We start from the raw sequence: 17,080 nt of genomic DNA, 5'->3' as shown, positions 1-17,080 counted from the left end.
CCACTCAATAAAAATAATATCAAAATATAAAGGGGGATAGCGAGACATTATAGCATTTTTTGCCCAGCCGCGTAGTTGCTTTTTGCGTGTCTATTAACGTATCTATTAAGGTATCTATTAAGGTATCTATTAATAAGCGCTCATCGACTGAGTTGACAGTAGTATTTCGCTCTTGCTTTACTCTTCTACTTTATTGCTAAGTAAATTGCTGATGGTGCGATGATACCGCTGCTGTTGACGCTTAAGCGTCTGCCTGTCCGCCACGATAATGGCTTTTAGCTCAGTCAAAGCGACCTCAAAATTGTCATTAATAATCACAAAATCAAAATGGACATATTGCGCCATCTCAGTCACTGCACCAGCCAGACGTTGCTCTATTACCTCCATAGTATCTTGCCCACGCGTCGATAAGCGCTGACGTAAAGTGGCAATACTTGGCGGTAAAATAAAAATCATAATGGCGTCAGTAAAGATTTTTTTGACTTGTAGTGCGCCCTGCCAATCAATCTCTAAGATAACATCGACGCCTGCTTCTAACTGCGTCCGCACACTTTGCTCCGAGGTGCCATAGTAATTACCAAAGACCTCAGCATGTTCTAAAAACTTGTTTTCACCGATGGCAGTCACAAACTTTTCGACGTCGGTAAAATGATAATGATGACCATCAATCTCGCCGGGACGCGGCGTGCGCGTGGTGTGTGATACGCTGACGGTTAAGTCATTAGTCGTGGCAAGTAGCTGCTTTACCAGTGAGGTTTTGCCCGTACCTGAGGCGGCAGTAATAATAAATAATGAACCTGTCATACAATGTGTCCTAATGGAGTGTGTGCTAGTCAAATCTGTGCGAGTAAAAGAGCGAAAGCTGTTTTAGTAAACAATTCAAAACTGGTAAAAAGAAAAATCGCCATCATGTATGGCGATAGACATTGTCATCGATGCACTATTATAAACTGCTTTTGTGGCTTTTATTTTAATTAAAGCCGCCTTTGACCAGTCGTTATCATCGAAGCGGCGTAAAGATGGCATAGGGCGACTTATTATAAATCACATTTTTAGTGCATTAAGTGCAGTTAACGCTGCCACTATAGATAAATACTTTGAACGTATGAATATGTGTGTGCTTCTAGTTAAAACAGCCTCTAGTACCGTGCTATTTTCAAAGGCAATAAAAGTAAATTATGCTAAAGTAGCGTAATGAATTCATCCCAATTTTTGAGTTAAAGCTTTTGACAGTAATGTCGTGTATTCAAGCTTTAATAATAAATTATCTAATGATAGGCCCTCTTATGCAAATTTATCTTGCCAATCCACGTGGATTTTGTGCTGGTGTGGATCGCGCGATTGCGATTGTGAACGAAGCATTGACACGTTTTGAACCGCCCATTTATGTCCGTCACGAGGTGGTACATAATAAATTTGTCGTCTCTGATTTGGCCAATCGCGGTGCGGTCTTTGTGGAAGAACTTCATGAAGTGCCAGATGGCTCTATCGTTATTTTTTCTGCTCATGGCGTATCAAAAGCTGTCGAAGATGAGGCTGAGCGCCGCGATTTGACCGTATTTGATGCCACTTGTCCACTGGTCACTAAGGTACATATCGAAGTCGCTAAATTTGCGCAAGAGGGTATGGATGCGGTATTGATTGGGCACGCTGGACATCCTGAAGTGGAAGGCACGATGGGGCGCTTTAACCGTCGCCACGGCGGTCACATTCATTTGGTTGAAAACGAAGCCGATGTGGCAGCATTGAGCGTACAAAATGCCGAACGTTTGGCATTTGTTACCCAAACCACCTTATCTATGGATGACACGGCGCGCGTTATCGATGCACTGCGTGAAAAATTCCCTAGTATTCAAGGTCCGCGCAAAGACGATATCTGTTATGCCACGCAAAACCGCCAAGATGCGGTAAAAGACTTAGCCAGTCGCTGTGAGGTGGTCTTGGTGGTCGGCTCGCCCAATTCATCAAACTCTAATCGTCTGCGTGAGCTGGCTGAGCGGATGAATTGCCGTGCGTATTTAATCGATAATGCCAGTGAGATGGATAAAAGCTGGTTGGATGGTGTGCAGAGTATCGGCGTCACCGCTGGCGCATCAGCACCCGAAGTACTGATTCAAGAAGTGCTACAGCAGCTGCAAGATTGGGGTGGCGATTTACCGAGTGAGCTATCAGGCATCGAAGAAAATGTCACTTTCAGTCTGCCTAAAGCCTTGCGTATCCCAGTCACCCAAGTGGGTAAATAGATAAGACTCTGTACAAAACATCTAATAGGTAACGTATAGTAGGTAATGCAAAATGAAAAAGCAAAAAAAAGGATTTGTATTGGCAGAAGCCACTCTCGCTGAGGTTAACAAACAATTGAAAGTGAATTTGTTTGTCATCGTGGTGGTGGGATTCGTGTTAGGCAGTAATATTCTGCATTTTATGCGAGAAAAGAATATTTTTTATGGCGTCTTAATTGCCGCGATGGTCGTTGCATTATTTTTTGTCATTAAGAGTCGACAGGTTCTTAAGTTAAAACAACAAGAGCTTATCAAATAAATCATAGGACAGTCATGTCAGCTTATTATAACTTTATCAAACGCGAACAGCGAGAAGACGGCGTCAACATCGCACATTATCAGCCCACCAAGCATGCCCAAGGCGCTTGGAATGAGCATGAACAGCATATGGCACCAGCGACAGGATTGCTCACGGCTGAGCTCAACGGTTATGCGCCGCAAGAAAACATGCGTATCGCTCGTATCAGTCTAGATATCTTAGGATTGATTCCACTGGATGACTTTACCATTACCACGCGTTGTATTCGTCCGGGCAAGACCATTGAGCTGATTGAATCAGTCATGAGCAGTCGCGGTCGTGATGCGATTATTGCGCGGGCATGGCGTCTAATGACCCAAGATACCAGTGAGATTGCAGGCATTGAAGACCAAAAAGCGGTACATAAGCCCGAAGAGTTGCCCATTTGGGAAGACATGAAAGGCTGGCCGGGCGGGTTTATTGAGAGTGTGCGCTTGGTCGCTGATGATACGCAGCGTCGCCCAGGACGCGGTATGGTCTGGATTACTAACGATGTGGATATGATCGAGGGCAAGCCAACTGATGACTTGGTGCATCTATTGGGCATGGTTGATACGGCCAATGGCGTTGTGCCGCGCCTTGGGCTTGGCTTGTCAGAATTAGAATGGATGTTTCCCAATACGGATTTGCAAATTCATATGCACCGCGCGCCGCAAGGTCGCTGGCTTGGCATCGAAGCGGTGCAGCAGTATGGCAATGATGGCATTGGCTTAACGAGCGCTGTGTTGCATGACGTTCATGGCCCTTTTGGTCGTAGTGAGCAAATTTTGACCATTCGTCCGATGCCGCGTTAATTGCTCTGTGGTATTTAATTAAGCTCTATTTGATATGGTCAATTCGCTTTAAAAAAGTGATAGCAAGGCTAATAGAGAGTGCTTGCACTGTTAATATTTATCGATGTTAATAACAAACATCCTAAGGAGTAAAGTATTTGCATGAGTAGAAAACAAGTTAAGTGGTTCTGAAAAACAAAACGAAAGCATGTAATTAATTAATTATACAAATCAATGGTAATGGGTTGTAATAGTAACTAACCACAGAACATGACTGTCATTAGACATTACTATGAAAAAAACAAACCGTTTTTCGAACAAGCTGACAACTATTCTGGAACTATTAATAGAAGCGTATTCAGAATAGATTTTGTACTTTAATCCATTTGCTATTCACAGGAGTATGATTATGAGCAACGACATAAACAACGATATGAGTGATAAAAAATGTCCTTACGCACCGACCCAATTGACCATGGGCAATGGCGCACCAGTGGCAGATAATCAAAACAGCATGACCGCTGGCAAACGCGGCCCATTATTGGCGCAAGATGTTTGGCTCAATGAAAAGTTAGGAAATTTCGTCCGTGAAGTGATTCCAGAGCGCCGTATGCACGCCAAAGGCTCTGGCGCATTTGGTACTTTTACCGTGACCAATGACATCACTAAATATACCCGTGCGGATATTTTTAGCGAAGTGGGTAAACAGACTGAGATGTTTGCACGCTTTAGTACCGTCGCAGGTGAGCGCGGCGCGGCTGATGCCGAGCGCGACATTCGCGGATTTGCTTTGAAATTCTACACCGAAGAAGGTAACTGGGACATGGTGGGAAATAATACACCTGTGTTCTTCTTACGTGATCCGCGCAAATTCCCAGATTTAAACAAAGCCGTCAAACGCGATCCACGTACCAATATGCGTTCGGCGACCAACAACTGGGACTTTTGGACTTTATTACCAGAAGCTTTGCATCAAGTTACTATCGTTATGAGTGATCGCGGTCTGCCAGCCTCGTACAGAAATATGCATGGTTTTGGCTCGCACACCTATAGTTTTTGGAACGAAGCCAAAGAACGTTTTTGGGTAAAATTCCATTTCCGTACGCAACAAGGCATTAAGAACTTGACCGATGCAGAAGCGGCAGAGGTGGTTGGTTCTGATCGTGAGAGTCATCAAAAAGACTTGTACGATGCCATCGAAAATGGCGATTTCCCAAAATGGAAAATGTATGTGCAAATCATGCCAGAAGCTGAGGCGGATACTGTTCCTTATCATCCGTTTGACTTGACCAAAGTATGGCCAAAAGGGGATTATCCGCTGATTGAAGTGGGTGAGTTTGAATTAAACAAAAACTCTGACAACTACTTTGTCGATGTGGAACAAGCCGCATTTGCCCCAAGTAATTTAGTACCGGGTATTAGTGTCTCACCAGATAAAATGCTACAAAACCGCTTGGTTAACTATGCCGATGCTCAGCGTTATCGTGTTGGTGTCAATCATCAACAGATTCCAGTAAATAAGCCGCGTTGCCCTGTGATGAGCAATCATCGTGATGGTCAAGGCCGTGTCGATGATAACTATGGCAGTCGCCCGCATTATGAGCCAAACAGCTTTAGCCAGTGGCAAGAGCAGCCTGATTATGCTGAGCCACCATTAAAAATTGACGGCTATGCGGCGCATTATGACTTCCGTGAAGATGATAGCGATTATTTTAGCCAACCTCGCGCATTGTTTAATTTGATGAGTGCTGAGCAACAACAAGTGCTATTTGAAAACACAGCGAATAATATGGCTGGTGTGCCGGACTTTATTCAGTATCGCCACATTCGCAACTGTAACTGGTGTGATGCCGCTTATGGCGAAGGCGTTGCTAAAGCACTAGGCTTAACGGTTGAAAATGCGATGAATGCTCGTGAGTCAGATCCAGCGCTGCATTTGCCTAGCTGCTTATAGTTGATAGCTCTATCTAAAAACGTATTACTAAATCTATTTGCTAAACCTATTATCGATATAACGACACCGCCTTAGGAAACTAGGGCGGTGTTTTTGTTGAATTGTGCTTTTTAGCTTGAAATTTTCTGCTGCGCCCCTATTAGTATAAACAGCTTAGCGATATTCGAAATTGAACTGCTTAATTTATAGCTGAGTAGAGACAGTTGAATGCTTGCTATTTTGTGATACGTTTTTGACATAAATTAAAGGAGTTTTTTATGAGTGAACAGACCCCAGTTGATAACCAAAAAGTTGATAGCATCAATGTTAATAAAAGCAGCCCTGAATTAAAAAAACATACCTTTGAGGCGGAAGTGGCGCAACTGCTACATCTAGTGACTCATTCGCTTTATTCTAATTCTGATATCTTTGTGCGTGAGCTGGTTTCAAACGCCTCTGATGCCTGTGATAAATTGCGCTTTGAAGCGACCAATGATGACAGTCTTTATGAAGACGATGGTGAGCTAAAAATTCGCATTGCGGTCGATGAAGATGCCAAAACCATCACCTTTACCGATAATGGTATTGGCATGAATGAAGCAGATGCCATAGAAAACTTGGGTACGATTGCCAAGTCCGGTACTAAAGCATTTTTAGACAAGCTGTCTGAATCACAAAAGCAAGATGGTCAATTAATCGGACAGTTTGGGGTTGGCTTCTATTCAGGTTTTATCGTTGCCGATACGATTAGCGTTGAAACACGTAAAGCGGGCGAGCCTGCGGATAAGGGCGTGCGCTGGGTATCAGATGGTACCGGTAGCTTTACTGTTGAACCTATCACGAAAGAAACTCGTGGCACCGCCATTACTTTGCATTTAAAAGAGCAATATAGTGAGGGTGAAGACAGCTATTTAGACCGTGGCAAAATTAAGCAGTTGGTTAATAAATACTCAGACCATATCAGCTTACCGATTCAGATGCGTAAAGAAGTTTGGCAAGAAGATGTCAAAGAAGAGGGCGACGATTCTGAAGAAAACAGCGCTCCAACCAGCGGCGAGATGGTATTGACCGATGAATGGGAAACTATCAACAAAGCCAGCGCGCTATGGACACGTACGGCATCTGAGATTGAAGATGAAGAGTATATCGATTTTTATAAAAATATCACCTATGACATGGATGCGCCACTAGCATGGACGCATAACCGTGTCGAAGGTCGCGTTCAGTATACGCAGTTATTGTATATTCCGAAAAAAGCCCCTGTCGATTTGTACACTCGTGAGCAGCAGCATGGTCTAAAGCTATACGTGAAGCGCGTCTTTATTATGGATGAAGCTGAGCAATTATTGCCAATGTACCTGCGTTTCGTGAAAGGGGTGATTGATTCAGCAGACTTGCCATTGAACGTGAGCCGCGAGCTATTACAAGAGTCGCGTGATGTAAAATCAATCCGTGATGGTAACGCCCGTCGCATTTTGACTTTGCTCGCCAGTCTTGCCAACAGTGAAGACAGTGATAAGCAAGAAAAATTCGCGCAGTTCTACGCTGAATTTGGTGATGTTATCAAAGAAGGCGTTGGCGAAGACATGGGCAATCAAGAACGTATTGCCAAATTGCTCCGCTATGCGACCAGTACTCAGGATAGTGTGACGACCAGCTTTGAAGACTATAAAGCGCGTATGAAAGACGGTCAAAAAGCCATTTATTATCTAACGGCTGACAATCTAGCGGCTGCTAAAAATAGTCCACAACTTGAGCTGTTCAAAAAGAAAGGTATCGAAGTTATTTTGATGATCAGCCGTGTCGATGAATGGGCAATGAACTTCTTAACTTCATTTGATGAGACACCGCTACAAAACATCGCCAAAGGCGCGGTTGATTTGGGCGACTTGCAAGACGAAGCCGAAAAAGCGGAAGCTGAAAAAGCGCAAGAAACCATGAAGCCAGTCGTTGATAAACTTAAAGCAGCGTTAGGCGAACGTGCCAAAGACGTTAAAGTATCGACGCGTTTGGTTGATAGTCCTGCCTGCCTAGTCGTTGGGGAAGGTGAGCTATCACCACAAATGATTCAGATGCTGAAGCAAATGGGTCAAGATGTGCCAGAGAGCAAGCCGACGTTAGAGGTCAACCCTGATCATCCATTGATTAAAAAGCTTGAAAGTAGCGAGCAATCTGACGTCGATTTTGATAAATTGGCGCAAGTGATTTTTGACCAAGCATTGTTAGCAGATGGCGGTCAGTTAGATGATCCAGCTGCTTACTTAAAACGTGTGAATGAGCTTTTGATGAGATAGTAGTGAGTCTTTGATACAGTCATTATTGAGAAAAAAGGAGGTCTTGGATTCAAGACCTCCTTTTTTATATGTTCTTAGCCAAATTTAAGCGAATTTTACAAATCAGCCTTATCCTCTTGACCGACAATCCGTTACAATCGCGTTATATTAGCGAGCTAAACTGTTTAGTCATGTTTTTAGTTTTTGCTATTCGTCTCTTAAAATCATCTCATTGTGAATTGCATGTAATCTTGATGTCCATATGCTATATAAAAAATGTGAATTAATGACATTTCGTAGGTAGCTGCCACACCAAAAATCATCATCAACTCACTTTCTTTTCTCGACTGGCTAGAGGTTTAAGTCTTTGTCACTTGCGTCGTTAAAAACCGTATCGCTTCAGCGTTTTTCGCTCAATTTCGCTGCCAATATTATTGCAACCTTGTGGATGCTAGTAGGGTCGACGCGCGCGTTTTCTTGGGTAAAACCTACCTTTATCCAGTTTGCCGTATTTGCACTCTTAGCGCTCGGTAGTAATGTACTGTTTTCTTGGTTGGCCGCGGAAAATGGCAGTATCTTTAATGAGCAAGGGTTGGTCAGCTACTTGATTTGGCCGATGATAATTTTATTGGGCGGCATCATTTTGGCACGGCGTTCTGGCAATCAAACGTTGGTGTTTGTGCCCGTGGTATTGTGGTTAGTGGCTGATACCTTATCTGCATTATTACAAAGTTTGGTGCAGTTTTTAGGCAGTTATGGTTGGTTGCCAGATTGGAGCTATTCACTTTTACCCATACTGTTTTTGGTGCTGTTTTTATGGCAGACCTTGGCGTTATTATGGATTTTTTCTCGTCGTCTACGCATACCGTGGTGGGAGCGGGTCATTGTATTGGTAGGTGCAGTCGCACTGTTGACGATTTGGCAGCGTAATGTCGCGGACCAGCCTATATTTAAGCAGATTCCTGTAGAGCCTGTTTTAGCAGAAGCAGCATTATATGAGCAACCTCGTTTGTTACAGCAAGCATTAAATAGTATCGATCCCAGTACTTCAGGCAAGACCGACTGGTATTTTATGGGTGTGGCAGGATTCTCTGGCCAAGATGTTTTTCGCTCTGAGATTAATAAAGTGCGTGAGCTATTCGATGTGCGTTTTGGCACTAGTGGACATTCACTCTCGTTGATCAACAATACTTATAGTTGGCTTGATGAGCCAATCGCTACCAAAACCAGCATTCTGCGCGGATTAAAGAAAATTGGTCAGCAGATGAATGCCGATGAGGATGTGTTATTCCTAACCTTGTCTTCACACGGCAACGAAAATATCATTCAATTAGCAAATCCACCATTAGCAATGGAGAATCTAGACGCCGCATGGTTACGGGAGGCGCTAGACGCTTCAGGTATTCGCTGGCGGGTGATTGTGGTATCTGCTTGCTATTCAGGCTCATTTATCGATGAATTGGCCTCCCCAACCACGGTGGTGATTACCGCATCAGCGGTGGATAAGGCATCGTTTGGCTGTACCAATACTGCTGAGATGACCTATTTTGGGCAAGCGTTTTTTGCTGAAAGCCTGCGTGGCAATACCAGTTTTGAATCTGCCTTTAAAGATGCCCGTTTGCGTGTGAATGAACGTGAAAGTGCGATGGGTTTTGAACCCTCAGAGCCGCAGATGGTGATTGGTAGTCTGATGGAGACTGCTTTGCCAGCATTCGAACAAGTATTGTTTGATAAAACCCGACCACCAGTTGCCAGCATTATTAATGACAGTGATTCTATCGCCATTAATATCGCAGAGGATAGTGCTTCTGGTCAGCCAGTGGCTAATACTGCGATCACTGCCAATTAACAACTAACAGTAAATCCAAAACCTGCAACCCAAAAATCACGATGAGCCGTATTAAGCTCGTTCAGTTTAGAATCTGTAATATTGACACTCGCTTTCCTTACTACTTTAATTCTTGTGAATGGTATAATGATTGAGTACTAAGTGAGTTTGGAGAAGTACTAGTATTACTTCACCAATGCTTTTTATAAGTCATCGTGTACTTTACTTTGGATAAAAAGGATGTCGCTTATGAACAACTCTTATAAACACAGTTTATCTACTAACTCAAAAATCACGCAGATCAGCGTCAACCGCTGTTTTGATGGTGAGCAGCATTACTATAGGCATCAATCATCATCGACCAAAACGCCGATGACCTTTAGCATTTATCTGCCAGATGAAGCGCTTGCTGGTCGCCGTTGTCCAGCGATTCTATATTTATCAGGTCTCACTTGCAATGCTGATAATGTCACCCACAAAGCGCATTTTCAGCAAAAATGCAGCGAGCTTGGCATGATACTTATCGCGCCTGATACATCACCTCGAAGTAGTGATGACAGCGATGTGCCAAACGACGACCGCTATTTTGTCGGTCAGGGTGCCAGCTATTATGTCGATGCGACGCAAGCGCCTTGGTCAGAGCATTTTAATATGCAAAGCTACATCGTTGATGAGTTATATGACTTGTTACGCTCAGAATTTCCTATTGATAGTATCGGCGTGACAGGGCATTCGATGGGCGGTCACGGAGCATTACTATTGGGCTTTAAGTTTCCAGGCAAGTTTGTGAGTGTCTCAGCATTATCGCCTGTATGCGCGGTCAGTGAGTCGGCATGGGGGCAAGCCGCTTATACAGAATACTTCGGCGATGATAAATCACGATGGGCGCAGGCAGATGCTGCGCAGATGATTGAAAAATCGGGGCAGCAGTATGCAAGTATCTTAGTGGATCAAGGCGCGGCTGACAATTTTTTAGCAGAGGGTCAATTACAAACCACCAAATTACAACGCGCTTGTGACAAAGCCAATCAGCCCTTAACCTTGCGTTATCAGGCGGGTCACGATCATAGCTACTACTTTATTCAAACGGTGATTAACGATCATATTGAACATCACTGGCGTATGGCACAAATGAGCTAAGTCCAGTATTAGAATGATGATCTGATCGATAAATTGACAGACAGTTACGCTGATTATTTAGTCAAGCGTACTTATTGATATAAAATAGATTCATATAAAATGAAAGTCGGCTGAATATCTGTTAAGCATCTTTAAAGGTAAGGTTTTATGGTAAGTAATCTGACAGCATTAGTAGCCGATGGTTTGGCTTGTAAGCAGCAAACCGTTCAGTCATCGCTTGCGACCATGCAAGCCGATATGACCGCGGCTCTAAAAAATAATCAGCATGCTGATATTAGTACTGAATCAAATGACAGACAGACACGTTCAGATGAGCTTATCGCAACTGTAGTCAATGAATCGGGTGATAAAGTGCTAGATGACGCGCAAGTCTCACGAGTAATAGAAATGGCGTGGGAGGACAGAACACCGTTTGCGGCGATAGAGCATAGCTATGGTCTCAATGAAGCAGGCGTGATTAAGCTGATGCGCCAAGCGCTAAAGCCGTCATCTTTTCGCTTATGGCGTCAGCGTGTCAGTAATCGCGCGACCAAACACCAAGCTAAGCGAGGCTTCGATGTCGGTCGTGCTTATTGCAAAACCCAGTATAAGCAGCGCTAGTGGTTTGAGTTCTTAATATTATTGCTTTAAAGGTTTAATTTTTTTAAGTCAGTCCTTAATTTCTTTTTATTTTATTCGTATTTTATTTCAACAGAATCAGGTAGCTCAACTATGATTATTCCTTCTAAACCTTATCTTATCGCTCCATCAATACTCTCAGCTGATTTTGCACGTTTAGGTGAAGAAGTTGAAAGGGTGTTGGAATCAGGTGCTGATGTGATTCATTTTGATGTAATGGACAACCATTATGTACCCAATCTTACCTTTGGTAGTATGATTTGTAAGGCGCTGCGTGATTATGGGATTGATGCACCAATCGATGTGCATTTGATGGTCTCACCAGTTGACGGCATGATTGAGCAGTTTTTGGAAGCAGGTGCGAGTGTTATCACTTTTCATCCAGAAGCCAGTGGGCATATTGATCGCTCTTTACAGCTGATCAAAGATGGCGGTGCTGAATGTGGTTTAGTATTGAATCCCGCAACGCCATTACATTATTTAGACTATGTGATGGACAAGGTAGATCAAATTTTATTGATGAGCGTCAACCCAGGTTTTGGCGGTCAGTCATTTATTGAAGGCACGTTAGAAAAAGTGCGCCAAGTCCGTCAGCGCATCATCACCAGTGGTCGTGATATCAGATTAGAAGTAGATGGCGGTATCAAAGCCAGTAATATCCGAGCCATTGCCGAAGCGGGTGCTGATATGTTTGTGGCAGGGTCGGCGATCTTTAACCAAGATGACTATAAAGTGGCTATTGATGCTATGCGTGCTGAGCTGGCTTTGGCTAATGGTAATGAATAACCACGGTCTTATGTGACTGGTAAATACGTTCGTCAGTCATTTTCGTCATAAAAGAATAGTAGCAAAATGTGCTGTATAACGGATAACGATGCATAACGGCAAGTTACGTAAAGGTGAAATATGGACACAAAAAACTCAATCAATTCGTCAGAATCACCTGAGTCAGAGCAAAGCACTGAGCAGCCAATTCAGAATGAGATACAGCAACGCAGTCTGGTGCCAAAGGGTATTACTATTGGCTTGGCTGTATTTGCCTTGGTTCTAAGTTTGGCAGGTTACGGCTTTCGGCTAATGGTGGGTGATGATACTGGTGAAGTATTACGTCATGCTGCGATCATTGTGCCTGCATTTATGCTGGGCATTCCCGTGTTTTTTTGGCTAGGTTCGAAGATACTTAACAAAGTTAAAGGCATGCATATAGAGAGCTGGAATGCCATTAGCTTGGGTTATTTAACCTCTTGTATATCGATGCTTTGGTTAATGGGTACTTACAGTTAGAGTCTTATGAGCAGAGATAAAGCTGTTTGGTAATATAGTGCACTGCAATATTTATGATAGGCTGTTTTTATACAATTTTTAATTATTAAGTCACGCGCTGCAAGCGTGACTGGAATTTTACATGAGAATCATACCGACCAAGATTGCCAATATCATCTATCCAAAAGACCTACCCAATGGCTTATTCACCAGCTTAATTATCGCCTGTTTGCTGCTAGGACTGGCATCATTACGTAACGGTACTGATTTACAAGGCTGGCTCAATGTCATCGAAAATTGGCTGCTTATGCTGTTGATATTTCCGACCGCCACCGCCACTGTAGCATTACCGTTTAAATATCGAGATCCGACATTAGAGTTAAAGCTCATGTATTATCTCGGCATGTTTGTTGCCTTCTTATTTACTGTGGCAAAATTACGCTACTGGCGCTAATACTATCAGTGATAGCATACCCAAAAAGCCTTTATGTAGAAGACTTATGTGACAAGCCTTGAATTTCAAGACCAAAGCGTCCATTGTATGACTAAGATAGTTTTACCCGTATTACTGTAAAACAATAATGTTGCGACGCGCGATTTTTCTTGCAAGTATTAGACGGGACAATGAGGAAGCAATTCATGCCATACGATATCGATAATGATATAGAAGTAGATAACGAAAGTACGGATCAATTTGCAGGATTTGCCAAAGAGACTACCCTTGAGTTGGTAGAGGCAGAAGATGGTCGCTTATTGTTACGTGACGCGGAACAAGACGAAGCGCCGCTGATGACCATTGATTTTTCTGAAAAGCTTAAAGAGCTGCTCGGTAGTGACACCCAAGCGATAGGTCAGCATATGATTCATGCCGCGATTCAGGTGATTATGCAAAAGCAGATGAGCCAATGGCATGCGCATGTTTATGACAAAGAGCCGACGCACTATAGTTAGTGATGAGTTGCTGTTAAGCTGGCTAGTAGTAGTAGTCAATTAAAATAGTCATCATAAAAAGTAGCAAGCATAAAAAAGGGTATATCAATTGATATACCCTTTTTTTTCAAATAACTTATTTATAGAAAGTATTTACAAAAATATATTCTATAAATTATAGTAATTATTTGATTTTAGCTTCTTTAAACATCACGTGCTGACGAATTTTTGGATCGAATTTCTTCATTTCCATTTTGCCAGGCATAGTGCGTTTGTTTTTAGTAGTGGTGTAGTAATACCCAGTACCAGCTGTTGATACTAATTTAATTTTATCTCTCATGATAGCTTTCCTGTAAATGAGGGGTCTTCAAACGATAGGTACGGATCTAAAATATTAAGTCGCTACATAAGATGTAGCAGAAAAGCAGCTTAAATGACGAAAATTATCGAGATATTAAGCTGCCAGTCTTAACTTATACTTTTTGACCTTGTGCGCGCATATCTGCTAACACTTTATCGATACCAAGTTTGTCAATAGTGCGCATACCTTTGGTAGACACACGTAGACGTACAAAACGATTTTCAGACTCTACCCAAAAACGATGGTTATGAAGGTTTGGTAGAAAGCGACGACGGGTTTTGTTGTTTGCGTGCGAAACATTATTACCCACCATAGGTCGCTTTCCAGTCACTTGGCAAACTCGAGACATGGCGAACTCCTAATCTATGAGGTATGAGTTTTTCTCATACCAGTCTGGGCAAGTTGCACGTTTTTGCGGCATGGACACAGCAAGCGGCAGCTTTGCACCAAACAAAACTATATGAATGTTGAGTTGATATTGCTGTTATCTAAAGGCAAATAACGAGCGTACCAATTCAGAAAATTTTAAAGCCGACATTTATACCATAAAAGTGATGAATACTCAAATATTTTTATGATTATTGTCGATCTAAAGGATGGCTATTATACCCTGAAATTCACTGGCTATGTTGTTGATTATTTAATAGTAAAAATTAATTTTTAGTTGTAAGTTATGACAAAAGTCAGTAAAGTTGCTGTTATATATTTAATACAATCTGTTAATACAACGGGTATTAATGTAAATCTATGTATCATTACCAATCTACTATGATTCTGTGTAATGATTTTTGTTTATTTGCTCAAATAAATTACTGCTGACGCGGAGTCCAAAACATGTCATATAGCTCATTACCTTTTACCTCTAAATTATTTCAGCTTACGGCGTTAACAATATCACTAACTCTAGCTGGATGTGGTGGTGGCGGTGATACTGTGGATTCTGTTGCACCTGCACCGGATATTGGATTGGTTCCAGTTATTCCAGACAATCAAAATCCTGGTGATCAAGGTTCAGGCGATCAAGAAGAGTCAACGATTAAAGCAAGCGAAATATACATATTATCTAATTATACTAGTATTAACGTAAATATGGCAAAAGACACTTCTATAAAAATAGAGGCGCTTATACTAGATGATAATAACGGTGTGTTAGACAATAAGACCGTTACCTTTAAGATCACTGATCCTAAAGCTACAGGGCTGTTTAGTACTTCTAGCTCTAGAGTTGTTACTGACGAAAAAGGTAGGGCAGTTATTGAGCTGCAAGCAACAAATAAGTTGACTGCGGCTCAAAGTGATTTCCTTATTAAAACTGGTTTAACAGTAGAAGTTAGCGTTGATGGCATTCAGCAATCTATCACCCTATTCGGAAAAGAAAATAATACCAATACTCAAAAAGATGATGTTTATGATGTGTTTATTTCATCTGATAAAACTGAGTTATTGACCGGTGCAGATACAGCAACAGTAAATATTAGAGTTACTGATAAAAAAGGCGGTATTGTTGCAGGTGTTCCTGTGATTATAGGCATCACTGATGCTGCATTATATGGCTTGTCTCTAAGCAGTCCTTCTAAGCAAGTCACTAATGAGCAAGGGCTTATCGCTGTTCAGCTAGTACAGAGCAGAGTAAGTATCGACGCTCAATTAAACCATGAGAGTCTACTAACCATCGTTGTTGATGATGAAAAGAATAGTATCGTTGAGCAAAGTTTTCCTATTATAGTGTCAGGTACTCGTGCGAGTAATGTGGTATCTTCCAAAAACATAGTAAGTACAGGAGAGAATTTCTCAGTATCTGGGCAAATTCTTGACGGTGCAGCGAAGCCTATCAATCGTGCAAATGTAGTGTTATATAATAATAACGTAGAAGTAAGTACTGGTAGCACTGACAATAATGGTAATTTTAGATTTGATTTAAACTCTGCTACGTTAAAAACTTCAGATGATGACAGTTATGTATTTAGTATTGAGATTAAGGGTACTGAGAGTAGTCAGCGCATTTCTAACATACTGACGGTAGGGTCTGCTGTCAGCTCAAGTATGAATTTTGCACAAACTACTGATATCGTAGTTGGGGTCAGAAAGAAAATAACCTTGAATGTTCCCGATGGTAGCAACGGTGATGATGTTGTTATCTCAACTAATAAAGGTAAAGTGTTTGAGAGCATGAATGAAGCTGAAAGCCTAGGTAGCTCTCGTCGAATACTAAAAGTGGCAAATAAAAAGGTTGAGTTCTTCATTGAATCTAATGTACCTGATAGCGCCACGATAACTGCCACACATAAGCGTACAGGACAACCAGATAACACCAAAGAAACCGTGCTAAGCTTTGTATCTATTAGCCCTACTAAGCTGCTGCTACAAACTGAGCGTTCAGTACTAAGTATTGGCGGTTCCACTGAAGTGATTGCTCGTGTATTAGATAATGATGATGCACCAGTGAAAAATGCTATCGTACAGTTTACGACGACTAAGGATGCATCTGGAGGTAGTTTAGGGCAAGGGATTGCTTATACTGATAGTAGTGGTTTAGCAAGAGTTGTCTATAACGCAGGACAGAACCCTACTAAGACAGATGGTGTCATCATAGAAGCTGAAGTAAGATTGATCGAGTTGCCAGACGGCAAAGAGAAGCCAGTTAGTGTCACACTTGCAGAAACAAAGCTTTCAGTGCAGACCAGATCAACATTTATCAGCTTTGCTTTTGCTGATAAAATATCTGCTGGTGATCGTCAAGTATATTATTATCAAAAAGGTTCAATTAGTGTGCTTAATAGCACTGGTAAACCAGCAATTAATCAGCCAGTATCTATTAACTTGAATCCTGATAGTTACCTAAAAGGTGGATTTGATATTGGTAGAAATATATTTGGCGACAAAGTTTGGATTCGAAATCCACTTTTCTCTTGCCAAAATGAAGACGTTAATAACAACGGTATATTAGATCCAGGTGAAGATTTTAACGGTAATGGACAACTAGATCCTATCAACGTCGCAGCAGTACTTGATAAAGATGGCAATGAAGTTAGTTCTAGTCAAAATTTTAATTTTATAACGGATGGCGCTGGTAAAGTTGATTTTTCAATACGTTATCCAAAAGAGTATGCAGAATGGTATAAAGCAAAAGTTACCGTCAATACTAGCGTAGATGGTAGTGAGTCACAGCAGTCTCGTGCAATAAGCTTCCCAGTTCTCATAGATGATGTTGATATTAGTGAGCCAATACGTCCGAATTGGGTTAGTCCATTTGGTGTTGAAGCCTGCACAAGTCGCAACTAAGTCAGTTTTAAGCTAAGTGATATTAAATTATGAACAAAACCCTCAACCTCGCGTTGGGGGTTTTCGTATTTATAACCTCAATAACGAAATACAACCAAC

At 41.9% G+C, this 17,080-nt stretch carries 16 protein-coding genes; 13 read left to right on the top strand and 3 right to left on the bottom strand.

Annotation, left to right across the window (positions count from 1 at the left end; translation table 11 throughout):
• Nucleotides 1-177: 177 nt before the first annotated feature.
• Nucleotides 178-804: a guanylate kinase gene (gene gmk, locus ACI2JM_RS07195; protein WP_055124697.1), complete on the bottom strand. Its 627-nt coding sequence runs from the start codon at nucleotides 802-804 to the stop codon at nucleotides 178-180.
• A 482-nt stretch (nucleotides 805-1,286) separates the two neighbouring features.
• Between gmk and ispH the strand changes: the two genes are divergently transcribed.
• From ispH to ACI2JM_RS07135, 12 genes are all read left to right on the top strand, one after another.
• Nucleotides 1,287-2,243 (top strand): 4-hydroxy-3-methylbut-2-enyl diphosphate reductase, encoded by a 957-nt coding sequence (gene ispH / locus ACI2JM_RS07190; protein WP_045444223.1) that lies wholly within the window; start codon nucleotides 1,287-1,289, stop codon nucleotides 2,241-2,243.
• Nucleotides 2,244-2,295: 52 nt separating this feature from the next.
• The gene (locus ACI2JM_RS07185; RefSeq protein WP_404643218.1) at nucleotides 2,296-2,541 is read left to right on the top strand and encodes a hypothetical protein; all 246 of its coding nucleotides are present in this window, start codon (nucleotides 2,296-2,298) and stop codon (nucleotides 2,539-2,541) included.
• Nucleotides 2,542-2,555: 14 nt separating this feature from the next.
• The gene (locus tag ACI2JM_RS07180; protein WP_404643216.1) at nucleotides 2,556-3,374 is read left to right on the top strand and encodes a thioesterase family protein; all 819 of its coding nucleotides are present in this window, start codon (nucleotides 2,556-2,558) and stop codon (nucleotides 3,372-3,374) included.
• A 412-nt stretch (nucleotides 3,375-3,786) separates the two neighbouring features.
• Entirely contained in the window at nucleotides 3,787-5,307 is a 1,521-nt protein-coding gene (locus ACI2JM_RS07175) for a catalase (protein ID WP_404643453.1), read from the top strand.
• 257 nt (nucleotides 5,308-5,564) lie between these two features.
• Nucleotides 5,565-7,580 carry a molecular chaperone HtpG gene (gene htpG, locus ACI2JM_RS07170; protein ID WP_404643214.1) on the top strand — a complete coding sequence of 672 codons (2,016 nt, stop codon included), beginning with the start codon at nucleotides 5,565-5,567 and terminating at the stop codon, nucleotides 7,578-7,580.
• 346 nt (nucleotides 7,581-7,926) lie between these two features.
• On the top strand, nucleotides 7,927-9,408 hold the full coding sequence (locus tag ACI2JM_RS07165; protein ID WP_404643212.1) for a C13 family peptidase: 1,482 nt from the start codon (nucleotides 7,927-7,929) through the stop codon (nucleotides 9,406-9,408).
• A gap of 228 nt (nucleotides 9,409-9,636) precedes the next feature.
• On the top strand, nucleotides 9,637-10,527 hold the full coding sequence (gene fghA / locus ACI2JM_RS07160) for an S-formylglutathione hydrolase (RefSeq protein ID WP_404643210.1): 891 nt from the start codon (nucleotides 9,637-9,639) through the stop codon (nucleotides 10,525-10,527).
• 318 nt (nucleotides 10,528-10,845) lie between these two features.
• The gene (locus ACI2JM_RS07155; RefSeq protein ID WP_374190061.1) at nucleotides 10,846-11,127 is read left to right on the top strand and encodes a TIGR03643 family protein; all 282 of its coding nucleotides are present in this window, start codon (nucleotides 10,846-10,848) and stop codon (nucleotides 11,125-11,127) included.
• Between the two features lie 111 nt (nucleotides 11,128-11,238).
• Nucleotides 11,239-11,931: a ribulose-phosphate 3-epimerase gene (gene rpe, locus ACI2JM_RS07150; protein ID WP_055124691.1), complete on the top strand. Its 693-nt coding sequence runs from the start codon at nucleotides 11,239-11,241 to the stop codon at nucleotides 11,929-11,931.
• 120 nt (nucleotides 11,932-12,051) lie between these two features.
• Nucleotides 12,052-12,429, top strand: coding sequence for a hypothetical protein (locus tag ACI2JM_RS07145; RefSeq protein WP_404643208.1), 378 nt, complete (start codon nucleotides 12,052-12,054; stop codon nucleotides 12,427-12,429).
• A gap of 121 nt (nucleotides 12,430-12,550) precedes the next feature.
• Nucleotides 12,551-12,862: a hypothetical protein gene (locus tag ACI2JM_RS07140; RefSeq protein ID WP_045444243.1), complete on the top strand. Its 312-nt coding sequence runs from the start codon at nucleotides 12,551-12,553 to the stop codon at nucleotides 12,860-12,862.
• A 185-nt stretch (nucleotides 12,863-13,047) separates the two neighbouring features.
• The gene (locus ACI2JM_RS07135; protein WP_045444246.1) at nucleotides 13,048-13,359 is read left to right on the top strand and encodes a hypothetical protein; all 312 of its coding nucleotides are present in this window, start codon (nucleotides 13,048-13,050) and stop codon (nucleotides 13,357-13,359) included.
• Nucleotides 13,360-13,522: 163 nt separating this feature from the next.
• On the opposite strand, the gene rpmG is transcribed toward ACI2JM_RS07135, so the two are convergent.
• Both rpmG and rpmB read right to left on the bottom strand, forming a co-directional pair.
• The gene (rpmG, locus tag ACI2JM_RS07130; RefSeq protein ID WP_045444249.1) at nucleotides 13,523-13,678 is read right to left on the bottom strand and encodes a 50S ribosomal protein L33; all 156 of its coding nucleotides are present in this window, start codon (nucleotides 13,676-13,678) and stop codon (nucleotides 13,523-13,525) included.
• Nucleotides 13,679-13,811: 133 nt separating this feature from the next.
• Complete coding sequence (rpmB, locus tag ACI2JM_RS07125) at nucleotides 13,812-14,048, bottom strand: 50S ribosomal protein L28 (protein ID WP_010201401.1); 237 nt, start codon at nucleotides 14,046-14,048, stop codon at nucleotides 13,812-13,814.
• 485 nt (nucleotides 14,049-14,533) lie between these two features.
• Here rpmB and ACI2JM_RS07120 point away from each other — a divergent pair, with 485 nt between their 5' ends.
• Entirely contained in the window at nucleotides 14,534-16,981 is a 2,448-nt protein-coding gene (locus tag ACI2JM_RS07120; RefSeq protein ID WP_404643205.1) for a hypothetical protein, read from the top strand.
• Nucleotides 16,982-17,080: the final 99 nt, after the last annotated feature.

It is taken from the genome of Psychrobacter sp. NPDC064578, from assembly GCF_044901245.1.
Classification (GTDB): domain Bacteria; phylum Pseudomonadota; class Gammaproteobacteria; order Pseudomonadales; family Moraxellaceae; genus Psychrobacter; species Psychrobacter cibarius_C.
The sequence above is the reverse complement of the archived record's forward strand: the minus strand, read 5'-3'. Positions and strand labels throughout refer to the sequence as shown.